Raw genomic sequence first — 23,615 nt, forward strand, 5'->3', positions numbered from 1 at the left:
ACACCGCGCGAAAATTTCTGGGCTATGGTATCCGTTTTTTAGAAACAACTGAATCATGGAACCGTGAGACACAAACCTAAAATAATTTAAGCAACGTCATACAACGGGCGATCCTTCTAAATCACGCTCCGGCGAATGAAAAACAGGCGGGCAAAGCTGCCCGCCTGTTGCCTGCAAAGTGATCAGTTGAACGGTGATAAAAGCTGTGGGTTCATAACGAGGTTCCGAACGCCATGGGCATGATCCTCGTCAAACGGATTGTCGGCCAGCCATGCGCCGACAGAGTTGATGTCAAGCTTGACGACACCGGGCCGCACGCTCCAAGTCACTTGAAAGGGCGAGCCTTTCTCGTTGTAGCTCGGGCCGGTGGTCGAGCCGCCATATATGACCGGAGTTCCCAGATCGCCTGGCAAGTTCGGCACTTGGTTGACACCGTTGATCTCTTCAATGTGAGCCATCTCAGGGAAATCAACACCACCTTCTGACACCAGAACGGCAACCACCGCTTCAACACGCAACTGCGGATTGCCGATAGCATCGCTGAGGCACGTCCCAAGGCTGTTCCCGAGCGTGGCTTTTGCTGTCGAATGTACGAAATGAATTTCAATCGTATCGCCTGGCACCAGATCACCGTGCTCGCTCTCACCGATCTTGCCATCAACCGGCGCTATTTCAGCCTCGCTCAATACACCGTCATACTTAAAACCGGTGCCATAGCCCTTACCATCTCCGTTGCCCGCGTAGGTGGTGAATTCACCGCCCTTATGCTCAGCGTTTTCGTGAAAATGGATATCACAAAGCGCCATTTGGGTGACAGCGGGCGCTTCACCGAAGGCGCGAGTGTTGCTTCCTTCGCGCACATCTATGTCGCGCGGCGACTGTGGACCAAAGCCCTTTCCTTCGGTTGAAGCAGCCAACGCGGCACGCTGCGCAGCAATCACGTCGTCCGATGCTATATTGGTATCACTGGCAGCCAGTGCAGGTGAGCTGATCATTACAGCAGTCATAGTGAGCCAAAGAAAAGTTTTAGTCATGGGGGAACCTCCAGAAATGATTACATTTAGACAACATAGCCCCTTCGTAAAAAGGAACTAGGGAAAAGTTCCATAATTTAGGGCACAGTTCAACGGTAAGCTTTTCAGGTGCAAAATCATGAATAATCAGTTCAGATACGTATCAATAGGCTTCCAGCCCGCATCAAGCAAAACCGGGGATATATTGGTAGGTTTGTGTTTGACCGTAAAAGCCAAGGCCGTTCCATCAAAAAGCCCCATAGTGGAACAGACATTCCGATGGCGGACCTCTCAAGTCTGGGCTTTGGGCACGTATCGTGTGTTAGATGACAGTTCGGGTCTTCGCGCAGCGACGCGAAGGTGTGATCTACGCATAGCCTTGATATTTCCTTTTACGGTATTTATTTAATTAATCGACAATATTAATATGGAGTATTCACATGAAATGCCCCGAAGGATTTAGAAAATATGGGCTGCTTTTAGGCCTGGCCTTGACTGCTTTATCTACGAATCTGTTACACGCAGACACTTGGTCAGAATTTGAAACGCGCTGTCTTCAGCCTTTTCAGGAAAATAAGAAATTTGATTTATCGAATCTTGAGGAAGTCAACCTCTACGAGATGAACGTAGGTAAAACATATGGATATTTGTCATTAGAACATCCAAGTTTCGTCTACATTGAGGAGCCAGGAGAAGATCAAACAAAAACTTGCGGAGTTGTATCGCCCGATAATGTCGCTGATACACAGGCAGCATTTGAAACATGGAGCGCCGCTCAGATTGAAGCGGGCAATAGTAAGTCTTCGCCCTGGTTGCTGCGGCTGGCTATGCTATATACCCAGTCAGACTGGTTGCATTGGCAACTACCGAATGGTTCCAGCGTCATAATAACTGCCAATCAGGTAGGCGACACTTTTGATGGCGTAACCCGAACCGTCATGAGCATCCATGCAGTTGAGGCAGAATAATACCGCATGGATTTTCTGGATGCTTTGAAAAAGCATCACTTGTTTCGACTCCTCGATCTTACTCCGCCGCGACCCTCTTTTTGACATCAAGCATCTCTTTGAGATACCGCCCGGTGTGGGAGCCTTCGACCTCGGCCACTTTTTCGGGCGTGCCTTGGGCCACGATCTGCCCACCGCCATCACCGCCTTCGGGACCGATATCGATGATGTGATCGGCTGTTTTGACGACATCGAGGTTATGCTCGATCACCACCACGGTATTGCCCTGATCGACCAGCTCGTGCAGCACTTCCAAAAGTTTGCGCACGTCTTCGAAATGCAGGCCCGTTGTCGGCTCGTCCAATATATAGAGCGTCCGCCCGGTTGACCGTTTGGCCAGTTCTTTGGACAGCTTGACCCGTTGCGCCTCGCCGCCTGACAGCGTTGTGGCCTGTTGGCCGACCTTGATATAGCCGAGCCCCACACGCATCAGCGCATCCATCTTTTCGCGGATCGATGGCACGGCCTTGAAGAACTCCTGCGCGTCCTCCACGGTCATATCAAGAACGTCTGCTATGCTCTTGCCTTTGAACTTGATTTCCAGCGTTTCGCGGTTGTAGCGCGCGCCGTTGCATGTCTCGCAGGTCACGTAGACATCGGGCAGGAAGTGCATCTCGATCTTGATGACGCCATCCCCCTGACACGCCTCGCACCGCCCGCCTTTTACGTTGAAGCTGAACCGCCCCGGCTTGTAGCCACGCGTCTTGGACTCAGGCAGGCCTGCAAACCAGTCACGGATGGGCGTGAACGCCCCTGTATAGGTCGCGGGGTTCGACCGTGGCGTCCGGCCAATTGGTCGCTGATCAATGTCGATGACCTTATCCAGATGCTCCAAACCTTTGATCGTCTCACATGGGGCTGGAGTTTGGCGTGCACCGTTCAGGCGCATCGAAGCGGTCTTGAACAATGTCTCAATCGTCAACGTGGACTTACCGCCACCAGACACGCCCGTTACGCAAACAAATTTGCCCAAGGGGAAGTCAACTGTCACATTTTGCAGATTGTTCCCGGTTGCCTTCTTAACCGTTACTTTCTTCTTGTTGCCTTTGCGTCGGGTTGCAGGCACGGCAATTTCACGCACGCCAGTCAGATATTGCCCAGTGATCGAGGCCGCATCCCCGGCAATATCACTGGGCTTGCCTTGGGCCACAACCTGCCCCCCATGCACGCCTGCGCCGGGGCCGATGTCGAACACATAATCCGCCTCTCGAATAGCCTCTTCATCATGTTCGACCACGATCACAGTGTTGCCTTGATCGCGCAGGTTTTTCAGTGTCGTCAGAAGCCGGTCATTGTCACGCTGGTGCAATCCAATCGACGGCTCATCCAGAACATACAGCACACCTGTCAGGCCCGACCCGATCTGCGAAGCCAGCCGGATACGCTGACTTTCCCCGCCCGACAAGGTGCCGGAATTGCGCGACAATGTCAGGTATTCAAGGCCGACATTGTTCAAAAACCCAAGCCGTTCCCGAATTTCCTTCAGGATCGCGCGCGCAATCTCGTTCTTCTGACTGCTCAGCGTATCCGGCACGCCTTTGCACCAGTCAAACGCTTCGCGGATCGACATCTGAACAACCTGCCCCACATGCAACCCAGCGATTTTCACGGCCAACGCTTCCGGTTTCAGGCGAAACCCACCGCAAGACCCACAGGAGCGGTTGTTCTGATAGCGCTCAAATTCTTCGCGGATCCAGCTGGAGTCGGTCTCGCGGTAGCGACGCTCCATATTCGGGATGACCCCTTCGAAGCTGCGTGTGACCTGATAAACGCGACCGCCTTCATCGTAGCGGAACGGAATTTCATCATCCCCAGAGCCGTAAAGGAAAACTTGCTTCACATGTGCATCAAGGTCTTTCCAAGGAGTGTTCTTGTCGAATTCATAATGTTTCGCGATAGCCTCAATGGTCTGTAGAAAGTAAGGGCTTTTGCCTTTGCGCCATGGGGCCAGCGCACCATCATAAAGCTTAAGCGCTGTATCAGGCACGACAAGACGCTCATCGAAAAACAGCTCAACCCCAAGCCCGTCACAATGCGGACAGGCCCCGAATGGTGCGTTGAACGAAAACAGGCGCGGCTCAATCTCTGGAATTGTAAAACCGGATACAGGGCAGGCAAATTTCTCGGAAAAAGTGAAACGCTCCGGCTCCCCTTCTTTGGGGGCGGTTTCAAGAATTGTGATTCCATCGGCCAGATCAAGCGCCGTGCGGAAACTGTCAGCAAGACGTGTTTCCAGACCTTCCCGGACGACAATACGGTCCACCACCACGTCGATATCATGACGGAACTTCTTGTCCAGCGTGGGCGGTGTGTCCAATTCATAGAATTCGCCATCCACTTTCACGCGCTGAAAACCTTGCTTCGCAAGCTCTTGAAATTCCTTGCGATATTCGCCTTTCCTGTCACGGACAATTGGCGCCAGAAGATAGCCGCGTGTCCCCTCCTCCATCGCCATGACCCGATCAACCATGTCTTGCACCTGCTGCGCTTCAATCGGCAGGCCCGTCGCGGGGCTATAGGGCGTGCCGACACGGGCAAAGAGCAGACGCATATAGTCATAAATCTCGGTCACAGTGCCAACGGTCGAGCGCGGGTTTTTCGACGTGGTTTTCTGCTCGATCGAGATCGCAGGGCTTAAGCCGGTGATGTGATCGACATCAGGTTTTTCCATCATATCAAGGAATTGACGGGCATAGGCCGACAGGGATTCCACATAGCGGCGCTGCCCTTCCGCATAGATCGTATCGAACGCCAAAGAGGACTTGCCGGACCCCGACAGCCCTGTGATGACCACCAGTTGATCACGTGGAATGTCGACATCAATATTCTTGAGGTTATGTTCCCGCGCACCGCGCACTTCGATATTTTTTAGCTCAGCCATGATCCACCTAAATATGGTTAACCGACACATAAGCTAGTGCGTGGAATGTTCCAACAGAAAACTGGAACATATAAAGAACATTTATGATTTTCTTTACGTTTGCGCAATCTTTTTACGCAAGATCAGAACACACAGGATGCCAACACCGCAAAATGCCAGAACAAGGATACCCACAGCGCTCAACCCGCCCAAATCGAACCCCGTTACAAAGATCGGCGTACCCAATGTCGTACCGACATTGCCCAACTGCGCGATGCCGCCAGTGGCCCGCGCCCGGTCAGGCAGCGTTGCGTTGTAATGCGGGATCGCAGCAAAAGCGCCACCGGGGATCAACCCCATGACGATGAACATCACAAACACCGACACAAGCGCGCCCGGCATGATAAGCAAGCCCAGCATTGTCACAGCGGTCAATGCGAAACCAGACATCACGATGGTTGCAGGTGACATGTGGCGCGCCAGAAACCCTGCAAGAAATGTGCCGGTCAAACTGATCAATGGCAGGCCCGTAATCGCCCAAACGGGTAAGTCCAATGCGCCGGGCAAAACCGCAATAAGGGCGATATAAAGCATCGTGTACCAGACAAACCCAAGCCCCGGGATCAACAGGCGCGGCGTGGTGTAGATGGCTTTATGCGCCGCGATATAGGATAATTTCCCACCGTTTTCCCTTGGCATTTTTGGCAACAGCGCAAGCAGGCAAAGCGCAATTATGATCATCCCGACCCCATGGCTGGCAAACACAGCGGCCAAGCCCCCAAACGACAACAGTGTCGGCAAGATCAGGGCGGTTAACGCAAGGCTGACACCAAAGAATGACGCCCAGATGCCCATAACAACAGGCCGGTCCCGGTCCGAGCTGTAGCTGGCCATCAGGGTCGGAGCCGCCACGACAATGGTAAGATGCGAAAACCCTTCGACAATACGCAACGCGGCAAAAATCCCCAAAGGTGGCAAGGTCGTCTGGATCAGCGACAGCGCTGCCCCCAGAAAAAGCGCGGCGATCAGAACACGCGACAACCCGGCGCGGGCGACCATAGGCCCGGCCACCACACCGAAAACGATCCCGACAATGCCAACAACTGAAATCAGCAGCGGTACAAGCGCGCCGCCATCGGGATAGGTCACGCGCAACACATCCAGCGTCAGGGTCAGTTTGCCAAATTGCGCTGCCGAAAACAGGCCAGCAACCAGCAAAAGGACCACCCTGCGCCAATCCGTTTTTTCCAAAGACTCCATGCCATCGCTCTGCGCTGAATGCAGACGACCGTCAAGCGCGATAGGGTCTAACCCTCCCATAAATCTTGGGGGATAATCCGGAAGGCCTACAGACGCCCGAAGGGCAAAGATATCACGCGCGGTGCGCCCTCACACCACGTCAGAAATGAATGGCGCGACCATAGGCGTCCAGCACGCTCTCATGCATCATTTCGCTGAGTGTCGGGTGCGGGAAGACGGTGTTCATCAGGTCTTCTTCAGTGGTCTCAAGGGTGCGGCCGACGACATAGCCTTGTATCAGCTCTGTCACCTCTGCGCCCACCATATGTGCGCCTAGAAGCTCTCCGGTTTTTTCGTCGAAGATGGTTTTCACTATGCCCTCGGGCTCTCCCAGGGCGATGGCTTTGCCGTTACCGATAAAGGGAAAACGACCAATCTTGATCTTGTAGCCAGCTTCTTTCGCCTTGGCTTCCGTGAACCCGACCGAGGCAACCTGCGGGTGGCAATAAGTACATCCGGCAATAGCTTCGGGGCGCACGGGATGGACATCATTTTTACCCGCGATCAGTTCCGCAACGACAACACCCTCGTGCGAGGCTTTGTGCGCCAACCAAGGCGCACCAGCAATGTCCCCAATCGCATAAAGCCCCTCGACGCCGGTGCGGCAATATTCATCGACCACCACATGGGTCCGGTCGATTTTCACGCCAAGTGCTTCGAGCCCAAGATTTTCCACATTGCCAACGATGCCCACGGCGGAGATCACTGTATCGAACGCGACCTTCTCAACCTTTCCGCCCATCTCGATATGCGCGGTAACTTTGCCTTTGCCCCGGTCAAGCTGTTTGACCATAGCCTTTTCCATGATCTTCATGCCCTGCTTTTCGAATTGCTTCTTTGCAAAGGTGGATATCTCGGCATCTTCGACGGGCAAAATACGGTCCATCACCTCAACCACCGTCGTGTCAGCGCCAAGCGTGTTGTAGAAGCTGGCAAATTCAATGCCGATCGCGCCAGACCCAATAACCAGCAGCTTCTTAGGCATCCGCGGTGGTGTCAGCGCGTGTTTATAGGTCCAGACCAGATCACCGTCAGCCTCCAGCCCCGGCAATTCCCGGGCGCGGGCACCGGTGGCCAGAATGATGTTTTTCGACGTCAGCTCTTCGGTGCCCTTATCGGTCTTGACCGAGACTTTGCCTTTTGCGGGGATTGTGGCCTCGCCCATAATGGTCGTGATCTTGTTCTTTTTCATCAGATGTCCGATGCCACCTGAAAGCTGTCCCGCCACGTCGCGGGACCGTTTCACAACCGCGTCCAGATCATAATCAATGCCTGTAGCTTTCAGTCCGAACTCTTTCGCGCGGTGCATCAGATGGAACACTTCGGAAGACCGCAGCATGGCCTTCGTCGGGATACAGCCCCAGTTGAGGCAGATGCCGCCCAAATGTTCCCGCTCGACAATTGCGACGTTCAGCCCCAGCTGTGCGCCCCGTATCGCAGCCACATAGCCGCCGGGGCCTGCGCCAATTACAATCATGTCAAAGGATTTTGCAGCCATGGAACGTCTCCGGTCAGAAAATTTAGTTTAGCATTAAACCATTTTTCCTGCCCTCGCAATTCAGAAGCTGCTTTGGCTACTCCACCGATGCTTGGCCGCGCAGGGCCTTAACCGTCGCCCCGTAGCCGCCATCCTTAAGAAACGCGGCCTCGGGTGCAGTATGCTTCCGCGCTAAGGCATCATTGCGAAAGGGGAAGCGTCCGAACCGGCGGATCACATCCCGGTGCGCCTGCGCATGGATCAGATTGCTTGCTCCGGTCTCGGGCATGCGCGTCAGCAGCAACCGTACACAGCGTTCCTGATCCGTGGCGCATTCCGAATGCATCAGCGGCATATAGAAGAACTGGCGTGCAGGTTCATCGATGCGCATGTCCCATCCATGCCGGATCGAAGATTTGGCAACCGCCAGCGCCATTTTGTCAGAGGCAAAGGCCTGTGCCGTTCCACGGAACATATTGCGCGAAAACTGATCGGTCAGGATGATGTAGGCCAGCGCGCCACTGGGATAGGTCATCCAAAGCGAGTAGGATCCCTCGCATGCATTCTGCCAGGTTTCCATAAAGCGTTTGCGGATGTCTTGATCAAGGGCGGCGTCTTCAACGTACCACCCTTTGGGTCCGATATCGTCCAGCCAGAAGGCCAATATCTGTTCAGGCGTCGACATGGTGCTCCTCCAGTGTCGTTCAGCCCCCAGGCTCAATCAAATCGTTACAATGGTTTTTCAGCAAAGCAAGGGTTTTCTGACCCAATCGCGTTATGTGGCCTAAAATCCTTCCTCAGTCTCGAAGCGATACCGCACACCTGTGCGGTCCGTAATGGTCACGACAGCAATCGGGCGGAAGGGCACAGCATCCTCGTCAGGTGGTTCTGGTGTGGCGACTACCGGTTTCAGGAAAACCCGGTTTGACAAACCGCCCGCAGCCAGTTCAACCGCATAGACATAAGGGTACGGGCATTCGGTCAGCGTCCCGGTCCACCCGGCCGAGCCCCCCGCCCTACGCGGTCCGCGGCATTGGCTGAAGTCTTCCATCTCGACCAGCACCGCATCCGTTTCCACCACCACAGATACAGGCCGCGCCTCGCGCGGTGGCAAGGGGGACGGTAAGGCGATGTCTTTTGGTGGTTCATCATAGAAAACGCGTTCCAGACGGCCACAACCAGCAATCACCAATGTCAGTATGAGCAAGCAACGAAACATATATATATACCCTTACAAAGCCCAGATAAACGGGATCACGGCAGAGGCCAATATCCCGATACTCAGGTTCAACGGGATGCCCACCCGCAGGAAATCCGTGAACCGATAGCCGCCCGGCCCGTAGACCAGCATGTTGGTCTGGTAGCCAATCGGCGTTGCAAAACTGGCTGAGGCGGCGACCATCACCGCGACCACCAAAGGCCGCGCGTCCACCCCCATGGCCCCAGCCAACCCAATCGCAATGGGTGTCACGACCACAGCGACGGCATTATTTGACACTAGCTCGGTCAGGATCGATGTCAGAAGGTAGATACCCCAGATCAGAAAGAACGGGGGCAGCCCCATCATCAGCGGGGCCAGCGCGTCAACGATCAGTTTGACCGCGCCTGATGCTTCCAGCGCGGCGCCGATGGCCAGCATCGAAAAGATCAGCGCAAGCAAGCGGCCATCCACGAAAGAAAAGGCTTCATCCGCGTCAATACAACGGCTGAGCAACACCACGGCCACGGCCAGTATGGACAAAAGGAAGATAGGTGCCACGCCAAACCCAGCCAGCGCCACAAGCCCGATCAGCACCGCAAGAGCCAGCGGCGCGTGGGACCGCCTGAAAGCGCGCGCAGATGGGTGGGACACATCAGCAAGCTCCATATCGATGGCCAATCGCTGAATATCTTCCGGTGTACCTTCCAGCAGCAATGTATCACCCACGCGCACAACCAATTCGTCCAGCTGCGTGCCGATATTCTGGTTTCGGCGATGAACAGCCAACGGGTAGACACCATACCGCCGCCGCAACCGCAATGCGCCAAGCGAGCGCGCAACCATCTTGCAGCCCGGTGTGATCAGCACCTCTACGGTCGAGGTTTCAACGGCTGATAGCTGTTCCACCTGCTTGAGGTTCTTGTTGGCCTGAAGCGAGAGTATCTCGCTCATCTCGGTGCGTAGAATGACCCGGTCGCCCGCCTGTATCGTGACGCTTTGCAGGTCACGCCGCAGGGACAGATCACCGCGCACGACATCGACAACGCGCACCCCTTCGCGCTTGAACAAAGGCACTGACAGCACGCCCTGCCCGATCAGATCACTGTCCCACGGGATGGCCACTTCGGTGAAAAACTTCTTCTTCGCCCGATCCGACAAAAGCGACGCCATACTGTCACGATCAGGCAAAAGACGCGGCGCAATAAAGCGCAGATAGATCATGCCCCAGATAACGAGGATAATGCCCAAAGGCGTAACTTCAAAAATAGTGAATGGCACCATCCCATTGGCCCGCGCAACGCCGTCCACCAACAGGTTTGTCGACGTGCCGATCAGGGTCAGCGTTCCGCCAAGAATGGCGGCGTAGCTTAGGGGGATCAACAGCTTGGAGGCCGAAAGCCCCATGGTCCGTGCCAGTTGCACAAAGACCGGGATCATCACGACAACCACGGGCGTGTTGGACACGATGGCCGACGACACAATGACGAACAAAAACATCGCCCCCAGCACGAATACCGGCTTGGTGGCCGCATTCCTGTCAGCGGCCTGCGTGAACCATTCCAGCGCGCCAGTACGCACCAGGGCCCCCATAATGATGAACATGGCCGCAATGGTCCAAGGTGCGGGGTTCGACAGCACCATCAGCGCATCATCATAGGGCAAGACGCCCGTGACCAGCAGGACCGACGCGCCGCCAATCGCCACCACCTCGGTTGGATAAAGCTCTCGGATGAACAGGACAAACATGCCCGCAACTACGATCAGGGCAATGCTGGCCTGCGCAGTTTCGGAGAGGGTAAGAAAATCCATGACTGTCAGTGTCACCCCGGAAGATGCCGTGTTCAAGCCTTGTCCTGAATTATTCGGGCCTGTAGCAGAAGTTGTTAGTTTAAGGTCCGACCTGTTCCAACCGCCCGCCTTGCCGCACCATACTGATGCGCGAGGCTTTGCCTGTGCGATCATCCGTTTCGACATATAGTCCTGACAAGGTGGCTTCGTCAGAGGCTGGGGTAAACCGTCCCTTGACCATGCCGGTTACGAAACGGCGCATCGGTTCTGCCTTTTCCATACCGATCACGCTGAGGTAATCGCCGCACATACCGGCATCTGATTGAAATGCCGTCCCGCCCGGCAAAATCTGCGCATCCGCAGTTGGCACATGGGTGTGGGTGCCCACAACGATGCTGGCACGACCATCACACCAATGGCCCATAGCCATCTTCTCAGACGTTGCCTCGCAGTGGATATCCACAAGGCTGGCATTGACCAGCCCGCCCATCGGATAGGTTTTAAGCACGTGTTCGATGCCACCGAACGGGTCATCAAAGGGGCGTTTCATAAAAACCTGCCCCAACACTTGCGCCACCAGAATTTTGCGCCCGCCGGGGGCATCAAACACCCGCGCGCCTTTGCCCGGCGCGCCCTTGGCAAAGTTGATCGGGCGCAGAACACGTGGTTCCTTTTCGATGAATTGCAACATGTCTTTCTGATCAAACGCGTGATCGCCCAGCGTGATGCAATCCGCCCCGGCCTCCAGCAGCAATTTCGCATGATCACCGGACAGCCCTGCCCCGGTCGTTGCGTTTTCGCCGTTGATCACAACGAAATCCAGCCGCCATTCTTCGCGCAGCCGTTTTAAATGAGTGGTGATTGCCGCGCGTCCAGCACGGCCCATCACATCGCCTAAAAATAATATTCTCATGCGCCCAAGACCTATGCGGGTTATGTACTGATGACAACGCCTTGCTCGGTCACGATGCCATCAAGGGGTTGATCTGTCGGCTCCAGCGGTAAAATATCTGCCTGTTGCGCCGCAAAGGCGTAGCCGAGCGCAAGCGCAGGGGCCTTGGCACGCAGGCCTTCAAGGGTGCGGTCATAAAAGCCACCGCCATATCCAAGGCGCATTCCATTTGCATCAAAAGCGACCAGCGGCACGATCAGCACCTCAGGCGTGATCCAGTCGCCTTTTGTCGGAACAAAGGCTCCAAATGGCCCCTCTTCCATTGTGCAACCGGGGGTCCATGCGCGAAATTTCAGCGGCTGGCCTGCGCCCTGAATGACCGGCACCCCCACCGGCCCGAAGGCCGACATTGCGGCCATCACCGGGATCGGATCAACCTCTGTGCGGATCGGCATATAGCCCGCCAGCGGCTTGCCTTTATGGGGCAGCAACGCCTCAAGCAAATGTTTTACGGCGGCTGCGTCACGCGCTGGCGTTTTCGCAGCCTTGCGGCGGGCGAAGGCCGCTTTGCGGGCCGCAGCTTTCTGATCTGACATGTCCATCCCGCCTTGTCTCCTGACTGATCTGCCTTGGCAAGCCCCCGTCGTGTGGCTAGATTTGCGCCTATGAATTTGCTCGAACTTGATCATCTGGCCGTCAGTTGCGAAACTCTGAGTGGTGGCGCGACTTTCGTGGAAGATGCCCTTGGCGTGTCCCTTGCCACAGGTGGAGAACACGCAGATATGGGCACGCATAATCGCCTGCTTGGTCTTGGCCCTGACATCTATTTTGAAGTGATTGCCATCAACCCCGACGCCCCTGCACCAAACAGGCCGCGTTGGTTCAATCTGGATAACTTCACAGGCCCGCCCCGCCTGACCAACTGGATTTTGCGAACCCATGATATGACAGAGGCGTTGCGCAAGCTTGGCCCCGGTTTTGGCACACCGACACATCTGAGCCGCGCCGATTTGCGTTGGCAGATGGCAATTCCTGACAAAGGCATTCTGCCTTGGGGTGGCTGGGCTCCGGCGCTGATCCAATGGGACGGTGACGCCCACCCTGCCCCGCGCCTGCCCGATCAGAACATCCGCCTTGAAATCCTGCGCCTGCATCATCCACAAGCCGAAGCGATGGCCGAACTGCTGGCCCCGCTTTTGCCGCGCGATACGATCCTGTTCCAACCCGCAGAGCAGTCAAAACTGACCGCCTTGTTCCAGACGCCAAATGGCGAGAAACGGCTGGACTGAAGGTGATGCGTAACCCGGGTTTCACGCAGGCAGGCCGCTTGCCCGCTGTGGGTCGGAAATTTGGTCGCACCCTTGATCTGATCTTTGTGCAGAAATTTCTCTGACAGCCGCGATGGTTTCGTCTAAAACGCAGCCCATGTCGATTTGGGCCCGCATTGCTGATGCATTAGCTGCTCTCGCTGCTGGCGAGGGCCTGAGCGAGATATTCGACCGATTGCGCGCAGAGCCTGAGCGCACAGTCGCCTTCACCATTGCCGTGATTGCCCTTGGGGCCAAGATGGCTAAGGCTGACGGGCTTGTCACCCGTGACGAGGTCACAGCCTTCCGTGAGGTTTTTCATATCCCGCAGGCCGATGAGGCCAGCGCGGCCCGGGTTTTCAACCTTGCCCGGCAGGACGTGACGGGTTTTGACGATTATGCAAGGCGGATCGCCACGATGTTTCGTGATAACCGCGAAACCCTGTCCGATCTGATCGAAGGACTGTTTCACATCGCGATGGCCGATGGAACATACCACCCTGCCGAAGATCAGTTTCTGGCCGAGGTGTCCAATATTTTCGGCTTGTCCGAGGCAGAATTTCGCACCCTGCGCGCCCGGTTCGTCCCGGATGCACTGCCTGACCCTTATGTGGTGCTGGGCGCAAGTCCTGATATGGCTCTGGAAGAAATCCGTATGAAATGGCGCCAACTTGTACGCGACACCCATCCCGACCGTATGATTGCGCGCGGTGTGCCGGAAGAGGCCGTGAAAGTGGCCGAAAAACGTATGGTCGCCATCAACCGAGCCTGGGATGAAATCACCCAGACCCATGGCACATGAGGATCGCCACCTATAACGTAGAGTGGTTTTCGAACCTGTTCGCAGATGACGGATCGCTGATCGAAGATGGCACGTGGTCTGGCCGCTGGGATGTTACCAAATCCATGCAGGTCAGCGCCTTGGGGCGCGTCTTTCAGGCGATGAACGCAGATGCTGTCATGGTGATAGAGGCCCCCGATACAAGCCCGAACCGCAACGGCGAACAAGCGTTGGAGCGTTTTGCCAAGCGGTTTAATCTGCGCGCATCCCGTGCGTTGATCGGCTTTCACAACCATACCCAGCAGGAAATCGCGCTACTTTACGACCCTGCCAAGCTGACCGTCGCCCATGATCCGCTGGGGGCAGAGACTGGTAAGAAAGGCAGCCATGACGCGCCTCGGTTTGATGGGGTGTTCCGGCTGGATCTCGACATTGATGCGACCGAAGACAAGATCACCTGGTCCAAACCCCCATTAGAGGTCGCGCTGATCACCAGCGCCGGCACCGCGCTGCGCCTGATCGGGGTTCACGCCAAATCCAAGGCCCCGCATGGCGCTGACAACGACGCCGAAGCGATGCGCATCTCAATCGCGAACCGGCGCAAGCAGCTGGCCCAATGCATCTGGCTGCGCAAACGGGTCGAGCAGCACCTGACGGCAGGGGATTCTCTGATCGTGCTAGGGGATTTCAATGATGGCCCCGGATTGGATGTCTATGAAAAGCTGTTTGGCCGGTCAGGCGTTGAAATCGTGCTGGGACTGGACGCAGAACCAGACATGCAGCTTTATGATCCACATGCGGCGCAGGCACTGACCCAAAGGATCGGGGCCCGTGTGGCAACTGCGCGTTTCTTCGTGCGCCATGAAAACCGCTATCTGAACGCCCTGCTGGATTACGTGATGGTGTCGCCTGATCTGGCCGCACAAAACCCCCGCTGGCATATCTGGCACCCGTTTGATGACCCGGCCTGTTTCGATCAAACCGATCTGCGCGATGCCTTGCTAACGGCCTCGGACCATTTCCCGGTGACGCTCGACATAGAGATTTAACTTTGGAATTTGGGCAAAATCCCCCATATATGGCATATGAAAAAGATCGCACTGACCATCGCCTTGCTCTGTGCCTTGCCCGTTCAGGCGCAGGATACCCAAAATGACCTTCCAGAAATGGAAAACCTAGATGAATTTGCCGAGGGTTTGCGGGAACTGTTTGAAGGGCTGGCGGACGGCGTTGCCCCTCTGATGGAGGACCTGGGCAACACGCTGGACGACCTCAATGCCTATCACGCCCCGGAAATTCTGCCCAACGGTGACATCATCATCCGCCGCAAACGCGATGACGAGATCACGCCAGAGATCGGCGAAGACGGCGACGTGGAATTGTAACGCTTAAGAGAACGCCGCCGCGCAAGTTCATAAGATTTTTCCCGCCAAAGCGTATTTTCCCCCTTGCGGCGCTGTCCGGTCATCGCTAAATCACGCGGTACCAAAGGACGCGGGCGTAGCTCAGGGGTAGAGCATAACCTTGCCAAGGTTAGGGTCGTGAGTTCGAATCTCATCGCCCGCTCCAAAATAAACTAACAAACCCGGTTAGTTACGATAGGGTCGCCTTCTGGCGGCCCTTCGTCGTTTTGGGTTGGGGTGTTATATGGGATGTTTTATCGTAGGGATTTTCGTTGACCCCAATTTAATTTAAGAGTTTTTCTAATTACTCAATCCACAATCTCCGGCCAGAAACACCGTCCGCTGTACAGCGATGTTCCTCCGAAAACTCTAAGACGGGATCTGCAGGTTCGCATTTAGGTGTTGCTATGCCGAATTGAGGAAGCCAATGGAGTAAATCAAGCCAATCATCTGTCAGGCCTGATGACAAGTATTTGGAACCTTTTACACGTGAGGCGAAGCAATCGGCTTTAGCGATGTGCTCTCCCCTGCTGACTAATTTACATTCCAGTACCCGACCCAACAAGAAGTCTGAAAAAAGCTTAGGCTCTTCAATCACGAGGCCCCAAAGCTTGAACTCTTGAAAATTGGGGTTTGATCTTCGCGTTTCCGAATATTTCACAGATAGAATTCCCTCGGGACCAACATCAGTGACTTCTGCAGAAAAGAATTCATCAAACGAAAACGTTGCTTTGTTGGCGTTTTTGAAATCGCTTGCGTCTGCAACAACTGTAGCGATGCACAATGTTACGAAGGCGAATAGAATGAGCCCATATCTACTGCTAGAAATCTGTTTCACTAGATCAACCACCTGTCTTTTTGAACGATACTCCTAGTCCAGAAGCATTCCATTCGTCATTTCTTGTCTGGGAGAATAGTCATTGTTGAGGAAATACTTAAACTCTTAGCAGTTATTAATAGTCTAAAATAATCATCTTCAGAGTGGGCCCACAAGCGAATTGAGCGGACACAAGTGTCCTAGTTGTTTAGTCCCGGCATGTGGTGGGTCGGATCGACATTGAAGCGTTCCGGTTCGGTTGTCCAGATTTTGCAGATGTATTCGAATGGTGTGAGGCCTTGCAGCGTCTTCAATCGGCGTGCGTAATTGTAGGCTGCAATGAAGTCGGTGACGTGCGTTTCAAGCTGTGAATGTGTGTCATAGTGATATCGCTTGACCGTCGCCTCTTTGATTGTCCGGTTCATGCGTTCAACCTGGCCGTTCGTCCACGGATGGTTCACCTTTGTCAGGCGGTGGTCGATCTCGTGCTCGCGACAAACGCGATCAAAGATGTGCTCGAATGCGGATGTGTCCTGTTTGCGATTGGTGAACTGGATGCCGTTATCCGTCAGGATCGTGTGGATCCTGTATGGCACGGCGGCAATTAGATTGCGCAGGAATTGGGCGGCAATCATCTTGCCCGCCTTCTCATGCAGCTCGACATAGGCAAACTTGGAGGTTCGGTCGATGGCCACGAACAAACGGATCTTCCCCTCTCCAGTGCGTACTTCTGCGATGTCAATGTGGAAATAGCCAATCGGGTAACGTTTGAACTTCTTCTTCGGCTTGTCGCCCTCTTCTTCGGCTTGTCGCCCTCGACATCTGGAAGACGGCTGATCCCATGCCGCTGCAAGCACCGATGCAATGATGATCGGGTGAGATGCGGAATGCTGGGCTGCAGCGCATAGAGACAATCATCCAGAGGCAGCAGCGTGTGCCGCCGGAACGCGACGATGACGGCTTCCTCTTCGATGCTGAGAACCGTGGAATGGGCTTCCTTCGGCCCCATAGCAGCGTCTTGAACGCTGTCACGCTTGCGCCACTTTGCGACGGTCTTGACGTTGATGCCCAGTTCCCGACTCAGCGCCGCGTTCGAAGCTTGCGATCGCTGTATGAGAGCTCGGACGGCGTGCGTGGTCTTGGCGCTCCCGTGAAGAATTTGTCCCATAGTTCACCCTTCTGATGGTCACAAATCAGTAGACCACCACATGCCGGGACTAAACAGCTAGCCTCCTAGAACTATGCCATTATTTATAAGGCAGAGAAGATTATAGGGATGGCTAGGAAACGGTATTTGGGTAAAGATGCCCTGAAGATATTGCGTGAGGCTAAGAGTTCTCATCGCCCGCTCCAATTGGTGTTTAACGATATAGATATATCTACTAAACGCGGTCTTAAGTGTCCCCGTCTTCTGCCATTTCCTCAGCGGTATCGACATAGAGCTCTTGCGCGACTTCCACGGCCACCATGGTCGAGGATGGGCTGATAGACGCGTAAGGCACGGAATCGTAGTCATCCTCGGCCGCATAGACGCTTTGGCGACGGGTCGTGCGATACAGCGCATAAAGCACCATGATCATCATCAGCAGCATGATAAAAACCCAAAAACCCTGCGGGCCCATTTGGGTCATGATCCAACCCGTTATAACCGGGCCGCCAATGGCCCCCAGACCATTGACAAAGAGCAGCCCCCCCGAGGCGGCAGCCATGTCTTCAACCTCTAGGTAGTCGTTGGTATAGGCGATCAGCAGGGAATAAAGCGGCGTGGACATGCCCCCCATCAGAAAACCTGCAACAAGAAGCATCGTGAAATTCTGCCCAAGCGCCCATCCCAGCAGCGAAGACCCTGCCCCGATGATCGAAATAATCATGATCAGAACCCGGCGGTCCATTCGGTCTGACATCCAGCCAATCGGATATTGCAGGACCATAGCGCCGATAAAAATAGATGCGATGAAGATCGAGATTTGCCCGACGCTGAGCCCGGCCTCGGTTGCATAAACCGCTGACATGCCGAATTGCGCGGAAAAGATGCTGCCAAGGATCAGCGTGCCAACGAAGCCAAGCGGGGAAATGGCGTAAAGTTCTTTCAGGCTCATCTGCTTGGTCGTCTCGAAGGCCGGTGTCGGCGTAACAGACAAAAGAATTGGCGCGAAAGAAACCGAGACCAGCACGGACGGGATGACAAACAAAACATAGCCTGCCGGATCGCCAATATTCAAAAGCCCCTGCGCTGTCACGATCCCGGCCATTTGTACGATCATGTAAATTGACAGAGTCTGGCCGCGCAGGGCGTTTGTCGTGGAATTGTTCAGCCAGCTTTCAGCGGTGACATAAACGCCCGAGAAACAGAACCCGATGACAACACGCAACACGAACCAGGATATAGGGTCGGTCAGCGTCGGATAGAGGATCAGTGCCGCCGAGATGAATGACCCCAGAGCGGCGAAAACCCGGACGTGACCGACACGCCGGATAAACTCAGGCGCCAAACGAGAGCCACCCAGAAAGCCCACGAAGTAGGCCGAGGTGATCAGGGACAGCTGAAACGTAGAAAAACCCTCGATTCCGCCACGCACACCCATCAACGTGCCTTGCAGGCCGTTGCCGATCATCAGCAAAAGCATACCCAGCAGCAAGGCCCAGGAATTCTTGAACACTAGTATCATGTGCGCCTCTGCAATATTGAATCAGATGTTTTACAAAGCCTTTTTACTCTCTTAGTTCAGCGACTTGCGGCAGGCTATGACAGTTGCGACACATAAGGTCGTTTTGAGAATGATCCGCCTTAGCTGCCAACGACCGACCAAAAGCCCGAAGTTGATATCTATACCATTTCCCCTAAATTCTTACGGGATCAGCAAAGACGCATCTCCGTAAGAGAAGAACCGATAGTTCTGCGCGATGGCATGGGCGTAGATTTGCTTTACCCTGTTTTGCCCCATCAAGGCCGAAACAAGCATCATCAATGTGGATTTCGGTAGGTGGAAATTCGTCATCAGGCCGTCTGTGATGCGAAACTCATAGCCGGGATAGATGAAGATATCCGTCTCGCCGGTCCATGGTGCGACCCGCCCCGAGACAGCGGCGCTTTCGATCAGACGCAGGGCAGTTGTTCCAACAGGGATAACGCGCCCGCCCTTGGCTTTGGTTGCGTTGATCTGCTCAGTCGCAGCTGCGCTGACCTCGCCCCATTCAGCGTGCATTTTGTGACTGGTCACGTCCTCGACCTTGACGGGCAGGAAAGTCCCTGCCCCCACATGCAGCGTGACATCGGCAAAGCCGACGCCTTTGGCAGCGATCTGATCAAGAAGCGGTTGGTCGAAATGCAAAGACGCTGTAGGGGCTGCCACGGCGCCCGCATGTTTGGCAAAGACGGTTTGGTAGTCCTGCTTATCCTGCGCATCTGCGGCGCGTTTCGCCGCAATATAGGGCGGCAGGGGCATTTGCCCGGCAGCGGACAGAGCATCGTCAAAGGCCTGCCCTTCCAGATTGAACGCAACCACCGCCTGCCCGTCCTGCTTGGCCAGCAGCGTTGCCTGCAGGCCTGCGTCAAACGCGAGCACCTCGCCCTCCCGTACTTTGCGCAAGGGTTTGATCAAAGCGCGCCACCGACCATCCGGTTCAGGCGACAGAAGCGTCAGTTCAACACGGGATATATTACCATCCCGCGCACGTGTTCCCGACAGCCGTGCCGGGATCACTTTGGTCGTGTTGAGCACCAGCAAATCGCCCTCGCGCAGAAGCTCTGGCAGGTCCGTGACAACCCGGTCCTGCAATCTATCACCTTCCGCCACCAGAAGACGGGCCGAGCTGCGCGGTTTGGCAGGCCGTGTGGCAATCAGATGCTCCGGCAACTCAAAATCAAAATCGTCGAGCTTCATTGTGATTGCGGCTGCCTTGGCGGGGGTTGTCTGAAAATTTCTCGGAAGATACCCGGCGTGAAAACTGACAACGGGTTCACCGACACGCGCGGATCATCAGCTGAGCCTTTTAGCGAATAGTTGAAACCGAACAAGCCCTCCCCTTTGCGCGGCGCGAAAAGCGCCCCAAACAGGCCGTTCACTGCGTAAATCGGTGAGATGACGCCCTGCATACGCATCTGTTGTGTCTCTGTATTATAAACCCCATCCATTGAGATGCCCATCGACGGCCCCACGGCTGAAGATCGTCTCAGCGATACACCTGACGGGGTCAGAATGAACGAGGCTTCTACGTTGTTGAACAGGATACCATCACCACTGAGTTGTTCCAAAAGGCCAATCACAGAAAGTGCTGACAGCAGGTCAGCCAAAGCTGGGGCTTTCTTGATCCGTGTGTTTCTGATCTTGAGCAGGCCATTGAACTGACCCGGTTTCCCGTTGGGCTGCAAGGTCAGATCCATCGCGCCCCCGCGCGCGTTACGAATGATGCCAGAGCCGCGCAGGACCGCGCCGCCATCATCAGACTGGATGCGAACGGCAAGCCCCTGTTTCGTTGGCACCACAACACCGCGTATAGCTGCCTGACCATTGACGCTGGCTTCAAAATTGCCCTCCAAACCGCGCGCATTATTAAACTTCGCGCGGAACCCGTTCAGCGCAATGCTGTCACTGATCACCAGTTTATCGAGCGCCAGATCAAGTGGCGCGCCACCACGTTGACCACCGCCCCCGCCGCCTACATTGAACTTACGAATGTCAATCACCCCCACGCACGACCAATAGGGCGGGTTTGTTTCGCCCCTGTCCGATCACCTCCACACGAGAGTTCAGTTTGCCTGCGACTTTCAGCGGCGACAGGATCGCCCGATCCAGCCCACCGCCCTTACGGATAGAAACCGTGCCTTTGGTCTCTAGACCCGGCGCTTTCAGGCTTAAGGCGCGCACATCGGGCGTGTCGCCCAACACGGCCTCAAGCCGCAGGATTCCTTTGGCGGCTTTCGGCTTTGCCCAGCCCAACGCATCGATTTTCAGGCCGATCCCTTCAAGCGTCGACGTCAGGACAAGTTCAGGCGCACGGCCCCGTTCCAACGCGACCTCCAGCTCACCGCGTCCCTTGCCCGAGACGGATCCGTCAGGAAGCCCTATATCAAGCGCATCCAATGCGCTCGCCGATAGCTCCAGCGCGCCTTTAACCGTGGAGCCATCCCCCGACCCCGGTCCAATAGCGCGTTCCCATGTGGCATTGAACGGTACGCCGTCCAACGTGCCACGGCCCCCAATCGTCAGCGTTTTGCCCGCGGCACTTAGTTTCAGAAGGTCGGCTTTGAGGGTGCGGGCCTCCACCAATGTCTCAGAGGTTACGCCCGTCAAATCCCCCGACACCTCATAGCGGATGTCTTTCAGTTTTACGTCTTCAAGCAGCGGTACACTCAGCGACGCCACAACACTGGCTTTCCCGGTCGCAAGATCAGGCTCAAGGCCGGATTTCGACAGAAATTCGAATGGCTTCTCATCCAGCAGTGACAGCGCGCCCTGCAAAGGACCAACCACATTTAAATCGATATCGCTTAACGCCAGTTCGTGGGTCATATCCGGGATTTGCATAACCGACCCGCTGACATCAAGATCAGCACCATTAGGGGCCGTAACGACGCCCTCATGCAAGGCAAGCGTAAAGCTGTTTCCGGTGATCGTGCCATAGCCTTTGCCTTTGCGGATTGGCGGAAGGGTCTTGAGATAGCGCACATTCGCCCCTTCAAAATTGAAGGTAACGGATTGTTGTAGTGGTTGCCCCGGACGCACTCGCAACGCGGCGGCAGCGTCTTTCAGATCGCCTGCGACGATATTCTCGATCAACCAGCCACGGGTCTTTTCTGCAGCGCTGTGGGGCCACAAGGCCAGAAGATCGCCCTGCGCAATACGGCTGATCTGGGCGTCAAGCCCCGCCTTCCAGCCATCCTTTTCGACAGAGGCATCGCCGTAAGCCACGATCTCTGCCCCTGGATTGCGCAGCACCAGCTGGCCAATATCAAGCTGCAGCAATTGCGGGCGGTATCGCAGATCAAGCGCCCCATCCGTGAATGTCACGGGGCGCTCGAAGATACCTTCAGGGTCAAGGCGTACATCAGTAAAGCGCAATTGCCCCAGCAAGGTCCGCGGGATGCTGTTTTCGAAGTCCATCAGGTCCGCATGTCCGGCCCCCTGCACCCGCAGCTCAGGCGCATCGACGGTTATGTTGTCCAGATAAAGCCGCTGAACCGCAGCTTCATAGCGTATATAGGCTTGCGCGGATTTGAACGGCAGTGGTTTGGCCTGTTCAGCCGGTTGCAGCACTCCTTCGGCCAGCTTCAGGCTGCCCGCAAGAGCGGCAAGTTCCCCTTTTTCATCAATCTCGGCGGTCAAAGCACCCGAAATCGGCGCATCCAGCACTTCGAGAAAATTGAGCGACCCGATTTGGCGCGCCAGATCCCTGGCAGCAATTCCGTCAAATTTACCGACAAGTCTTGCGCCCCTGCCGCCCTTGGCCTTATCCGCAGAAAACACCAGCCGTGACGGAGAGCCATCATCAAGTGCAACTGCAAAGGTCACATCGACGGATATTGCATTTCTGAGATTTCGCAGCTTCAGACGACCATTTTCGATCAGCACACGTTGATCATTCCGTTTGTCCAATAAATCAAGCACCACGCCTGTCGCGCTGACGTCTTCCAGTTCGCGCAGCATCGGGTCTTCAAAAGCGGCATCGATACGGGCCAGAAAATCAGCGACAGACCCGGTTGAAGCCCCATCGACAGACAGCCCGGCCCCGAAAGCAAAAGCGAATTGTCCGGTTTCATCGCGTTCCAGCTTAAGAGTTGCACCGCTTAGCTCCAGCGTTTCGACAGCGATCCTACCTTGTAAAAGCTCTGATGTATCAAGTTTTGTCAAAAGCTTAGGAAGCGTTCCTAACGCAGACTTCTCGCCTTTCAGTGCCACATCCTGCAAAACAATTGTGGGTCTGAATTGTGAATCCGTCAGGCCCACCGCAATACGACCAACGGAAATTGCCTCACCTTCGATTTGCGCGTTGATCCGGTCCTCAAGCCGCGCAGAGGCCCAATCGGGCAATTCAATCGTGCGCCCCATCATTGCCAGAACCGCGACGATCCCCGCGACCAGCACCAGAACGACCGCAGCTTCCACAACTGCCAAGGTACAGCGCAGCCATGTCCAGCGCCGTTTGACGGGCTGCTTCTCGGTCTTGGTTTCAGGTTCCGGGACGTCGTCTGACATCTTGCCTCGTGTAAATGCCCGTTTCATGTCTTGCGGGTCTTTATCTTTGCCTACATTGCCCTAGCATTCGGTTCACATCAATCGTGTCAGAAGGACATATACACCAATGACGATCAAAACGGGCGATACGGCCCCCGACTTCACCCTTCCCCGCGATGGCGGCGAAACAATAACGCTCTCTGATTTGCGACCCGGCAAGGTTGTTGTGTATTTCTACCCGAAAGATGACACATCAGGCTGCACCAAGCAGGCCATTGCGTTTACGGAACATATGTCAGCTTTCAAGGATGCGGGATGCGACATTATCGGTATTTCCAAGGACAGCGTGACAAAACACGACAAATTCCGCGACAAGCACTCCCTTGGGGTTATTCTTGCGTCAGACGAAGACAACGATGTGTGTGAGCGCTACGGCGTCTGGAAAGAAAAAAGCATGTATGGCAAGACCTATATGGGTATTGAACGCTCCACTTTTCTGATCGACGGAACTGGCAAAATCATTCAGGAATGGCGAAAAGTGCGCGTTCCGGGTCATGTTGAAGCCGTTCTGGAAACAGTAAAGGCTAACTGAGTC

The 23,615-nt window shown here is 55.2% G+C and carries 20 protein-coding genes, 1 tRNA gene and 1 pseudogene; 7 read left to right on the forward strand and 15 right to left on the reverse strand.

Features of this window, described 5'->3' with window-relative positions:
* Nucleotides 1–182: 182 nt before the first annotated feature.
* On the reverse strand, nucleotides 183–1,034 hold the full coding sequence (locus ACZ1HF_RS04445; protein ID WP_472656366.1) for a delta-class carbonic anhydrase: 852 nt from the start codon (nucleotides 1,032–1,034) through the stop codon (nucleotides 183–185).
* A 419-nt stretch (nucleotides 1,035–1,453) separates the two neighbouring features.
* Here ACZ1HF_RS04445 and ACZ1HF_RS04450 point away from each other — a divergent pair, with 419 nt between their 5' ends.
* On the forward strand, nucleotides 1,454–1,981 hold the full coding sequence (locus ACZ1HF_RS04450; protein ID WP_472656367.1) for a hypothetical protein: 528 nt from the start codon (nucleotides 1,454–1,456) through the stop codon (nucleotides 1,979–1,981).
* A gap of 58 nt (nucleotides 1,982–2,039) precedes the next feature.
* On the opposite strand, the gene uvrA is transcribed toward ACZ1HF_RS04450, so the two are convergent.
* The 8 genes from uvrA to ACZ1HF_RS04490 form a co-directional block, all read right to left on the reverse strand.
* Nucleotides 2,040–4,901, reverse strand: a complete 2,862-nt coding sequence (gene uvrA, locus ACZ1HF_RS04455) for an excinuclease ABC subunit UvrA (protein ID WP_472656368.1) — start codon at nucleotides 4,899–4,901, stop codon at nucleotides 2,040–2,042.
* A gap of 93 nt (nucleotides 4,902–4,994) precedes the next feature.
* Nucleotides 4,995–6,200 (reverse strand): MFS transporter, encoded by a 1,206-nt coding sequence (locus ACZ1HF_RS04460; protein ID WP_472656369.1) that lies wholly within the window; start codon nucleotides 6,198–6,200, stop codon nucleotides 4,995–4,997.
* A gap of 79 nt (nucleotides 6,201–6,279) precedes the next feature.
* Nucleotides 6,280–7,677 carry a dihydrolipoyl dehydrogenase gene (gene lpdA / locus ACZ1HF_RS04465; protein ID WP_472656370.1) on the reverse strand — a complete coding sequence of 466 codons (1,398 nt, stop codon included), beginning with the start codon at nucleotides 7,675–7,677 and terminating at the stop codon, nucleotides 6,280–6,282.
* Between the two features lie 76 nt (nucleotides 7,678–7,753).
* Nucleotides 7,754–8,341 carry a DUF924 family protein gene (locus ACZ1HF_RS04470; protein ID WP_472656371.1) on the reverse strand — a complete coding sequence of 196 codons (588 nt, stop codon included), beginning with the start codon at nucleotides 8,339–8,341 and terminating at the stop codon, nucleotides 7,754–7,756.
* A gap of 99 nt (nucleotides 8,342–8,440) precedes the next feature.
* The gene (locus ACZ1HF_RS04475) at nucleotides 8,441–8,875 is read right to left on the reverse strand and encodes a hypothetical protein (protein WP_472656372.1); all 435 of its coding nucleotides are present in this window, start codon (nucleotides 8,873–8,875) and stop codon (nucleotides 8,441–8,443) included.
* A gap of 12 nt (nucleotides 8,876–8,887) precedes the next feature.
* Nucleotides 8,888–10,666 (reverse strand): SLC13 family permease, encoded by a 1,779-nt coding sequence (locus ACZ1HF_RS04480; protein WP_472658978.1) that lies wholly within the window; start codon nucleotides 10,664–10,666, stop codon nucleotides 8,888–8,890.
* A gap of 79 nt (nucleotides 10,667–10,745) precedes the next feature.
* The gene (locus ACZ1HF_RS04485) at nucleotides 10,746–11,558 is read right to left on the reverse strand and encodes a TIGR00282 family metallophosphoesterase (protein ID WP_472656373.1); all 813 of its coding nucleotides are present in this window, start codon (nucleotides 11,556–11,558) and stop codon (nucleotides 10,746–10,748) included.
* 20 nt (nucleotides 11,559–11,578) lie between these two features.
* Entirely contained in the window at nucleotides 11,579–12,139 is a 561-nt protein-coding gene (locus tag ACZ1HF_RS04490) for a 5-formyltetrahydrofolate cyclo-ligase (RefSeq protein WP_472656374.1), read from the reverse strand.
* Between the two features lie 63 nt (nucleotides 12,140–12,202).
* Here ACZ1HF_RS04490 and ACZ1HF_RS04495 point away from each other — a divergent pair, with 63 nt between their 5' ends.
* The 5 genes from ACZ1HF_RS04495 (at nucleotide 12,203) to ACZ1HF_RS04515 (ending at nucleotide 15,194) form a co-directional block, all read left to right on the forward strand.
* Complete coding sequence (locus ACZ1HF_RS04495) at nucleotides 12,203–12,826, forward strand: VOC family protein (RefSeq protein ID WP_472656375.1); 624 nt, start codon at nucleotides 12,203–12,205, stop codon at nucleotides 12,824–12,826.
* A gap of 136 nt (nucleotides 12,827–12,962) precedes the next feature.
* Nucleotides 12,963–13,646: a TerB family tellurite resistance protein gene (locus ACZ1HF_RS04500; RefSeq protein ID WP_472656376.1), complete on the forward strand. Its 684-nt coding sequence runs from the start codon at nucleotides 12,963–12,965 to the stop codon at nucleotides 13,644–13,646.
* On the forward strand, nucleotides 13,643–14,674 hold the full coding sequence (locus tag ACZ1HF_RS04505) for an endonuclease/exonuclease/phosphatase family protein (RefSeq protein ID WP_472656377.1): 1,032 nt from the start codon (nucleotides 13,643–13,645) through the stop codon (nucleotides 14,672–14,674). The genes ACZ1HF_RS04500 and ACZ1HF_RS04505 overlap by 4 nt, the downstream gene beginning before the upstream one ends.
* Before the next feature lie 36 nt (nucleotides 14,675–14,710).
* A complete protein-coding gene (locus tag ACZ1HF_RS04510) occupies nucleotides 14,711–15,010 on the forward strand; it encodes an AAA+ family ATPase (RefSeq protein ID WP_472656378.1) in 300 nt (99 codons plus the stop codon).
* Nucleotides 15,011–15,119: 109 nt separating this feature from the next.
* Nucleotides 15,120–15,194: transfer RNA gene (locus tag ACZ1HF_RS04515), tRNA-Gly, on the forward strand.
* 138 nt (nucleotides 15,195–15,332) lie between these two features.
* Here ACZ1HF_RS04515 and ACZ1HF_RS04520 read toward each other — a convergent pair.
* From ACZ1HF_RS04520 to ACZ1HF_RS04545, 6 genes and pseudogenes are all read right to left on the reverse strand, one after another.
* Nucleotides 15,333–15,866 carry a hypothetical protein gene (locus tag ACZ1HF_RS04520; protein ID WP_472656379.1) on the reverse strand — a complete coding sequence of 178 codons (534 nt, stop codon included), beginning with the start codon at nucleotides 15,864–15,866 and terminating at the stop codon, nucleotides 15,333–15,335.
* A gap of 179 nt (nucleotides 15,867–16,045) precedes the next feature.
* Nucleotides 16,046–17,013: pseudogene (locus tag ACZ1HF_RS04525) on the reverse strand (IS481 family transposase).
* Nucleotides 17,014–17,239: 226 nt separating this feature from the next.
* Nucleotides 17,240–18,514, reverse strand: coding sequence for an MFS transporter (locus ACZ1HF_RS04530; RefSeq protein WP_472656380.1), 1,275 nt, complete (start codon nucleotides 18,512–18,514; stop codon nucleotides 17,240–17,242).
* A 180-nt stretch (nucleotides 18,515–18,694) separates the two neighbouring features.
* Complete coding sequence (gene queA, locus ACZ1HF_RS04535) at nucleotides 18,695–19,729, reverse strand: tRNA preQ1(34) S-adenosylmethionine ribosyltransferase-isomerase QueA (protein ID WP_472656381.1); 1,035 nt, start codon at nucleotides 19,727–19,729, stop codon at nucleotides 18,695–18,697.
* Nucleotides 19,726–20,532 (reverse strand): hypothetical protein, encoded by an 807-nt coding sequence (locus tag ACZ1HF_RS04540; protein WP_472656382.1) that lies wholly within the window; start codon nucleotides 20,530–20,532, stop codon nucleotides 19,726–19,728. Before ACZ1HF_RS04540 ends, queA begins: the two co-directional genes overlap by 4 nt.
* Complete coding sequence (locus ACZ1HF_RS04545) at nucleotides 20,525–23,041, reverse strand: YhdP family protein (RefSeq protein WP_472656383.1); 2,517 nt, start codon at nucleotides 23,039–23,041, stop codon at nucleotides 20,525–20,527. Before ACZ1HF_RS04545 ends, ACZ1HF_RS04540 begins: the two co-directional genes overlap by 8 nt.
* Before the next feature lie 106 nt (nucleotides 23,042–23,147).
* Between ACZ1HF_RS04545 and bcp the strand changes: the two genes are divergently transcribed.
* Complete coding sequence (gene bcp, locus ACZ1HF_RS04550; protein ID WP_472656384.1) at nucleotides 23,148–23,612, forward strand: thioredoxin-dependent thiol peroxidase; 465 nt, start codon at nucleotides 23,148–23,150, stop codon at nucleotides 23,610–23,612.
* Nucleotides 23,613–23,615 lie beyond the last annotated feature (3 nt).

It is taken from the genome of Litoreibacter sp. GN1-5 (assembly GCF_055693805.1).

What these genes read in the sequence shown, in the direction of transcription:
- ACZ1HF_RS04445 (WP_472656366.1), bottom strand. Translation starts at nt 1,034, where the DNA reads ATGACTAAAACTTTTCTTTGGCTCACTATGACTGCTGTAATGATCAGC.
- ACZ1HF_RS04450 (WP_472656367.1), top strand. Translation starts at nt 1,454, where the DNA reads ATGAAATGCCCCGAAGGATTTAGAAAATATGGGCTGCTTTTAGGCCTG.
- uvrA (WP_472656368.1), bottom strand. Translation starts at nt 4,901, where the DNA reads ATGGCTGAGCTAAAAAATATCGAAGTGCGCGGTGCGCGGGAACATAAC.
- ACZ1HF_RS04460 (WP_472656369.1), bottom strand. Translation starts at nt 6,200, where the DNA reads ATGGGAGGGTTAGACCCTATCGCGCTTGACGGTCGTCTGCATTCAGCG.
- lpdA (WP_472656370.1), bottom strand. Translation starts at nt 7,677, where the DNA reads ATGGCTGCAAAATCCTTTGACATGATTGTAATTGGCGCAGGCCCCGGC.
- ACZ1HF_RS04470 (WP_472656371.1), bottom strand. Translation starts at nt 8,341, where the DNA reads ATGTCGACGCCTGAACAGATATTGGCCTTCTGGCTGGACGATATCGGA.
- ACZ1HF_RS04475 (WP_472656372.1), bottom strand. Translation starts at nt 8,875, where the DNA reads ATGTTTCGTTGCTTGCTCATACTGACATTGGTGATTGCTGGTTGTGGC.
- ACZ1HF_RS04480 (WP_472658978.1), bottom strand. Translation starts at nt 10,666, where the DNA reads ATGGATTTTCTTACCCTCTCCGAAACTGCGCAGGCCAGCATTGCCCTG.
- ACZ1HF_RS04485 (WP_472656373.1), bottom strand. Translation starts at nt 11,558, where the DNA reads ATGAGAATATTATTTTTAGGCGATGTGATGGGCCGTGCTGGACGCGCG.
- ACZ1HF_RS04490 (WP_472656374.1), bottom strand. Translation starts at nt 12,139, where the DNA reads ATGGACATGTCAGATCAGAAAGCTGCGGCCCGCAAAGCGGCCTTCGCC.
- ACZ1HF_RS04495 (WP_472656375.1), top strand. Translation starts at nt 12,203, where the DNA reads ATGAATTTGCTCGAACTTGATCATCTGGCCGTCAGTTGCGAAACTCTG.
- ACZ1HF_RS04500 (WP_472656376.1), top strand. Translation starts at nt 12,963, where the DNA reads ATGTCGATTTGGGCCCGCATTGCTGATGCATTAGCTGCTCTCGCTGCT.
- ACZ1HF_RS04505 (WP_472656377.1), top strand. Translation starts at nt 13,643, where the DNA reads ATGAGGATCGCCACCTATAACGTAGAGTGGTTTTCGAACCTGTTCGCA.
- ACZ1HF_RS04510 (WP_472656378.1), top strand. Translation starts at nt 14,711, where the DNA reads ATGAAAAAGATCGCACTGACCATCGCCTTGCTCTGTGCCTTGCCCGTT.
- ACZ1HF_RS04530 (WP_472656380.1), bottom strand. Translation starts at nt 18,514, where the DNA reads ATGATACTAGTGTTCAAGAATTCCTGGGCCTTGCTGCTGGGTATGCTT.
- queA (WP_472656381.1), bottom strand. Translation starts at nt 19,729, where the DNA reads ATGAAGCTCGACGATTTTGATTTTGAGTTGCCGGAGCATCTGATTGCC.
- ACZ1HF_RS04545 (WP_472656383.1), bottom strand. Translation starts at nt 23,041, where the DNA reads ATGTCAGACGACGTCCCGGAACCTGAAACCAAGACCGAGAAGCAGCCC.
- bcp (WP_472656384.1), top strand. Translation starts at nt 23,148, where the DNA reads ATGACGATCAAAACGGGCGATACGGCCCCCGACTTCACCCTTCCCCGC.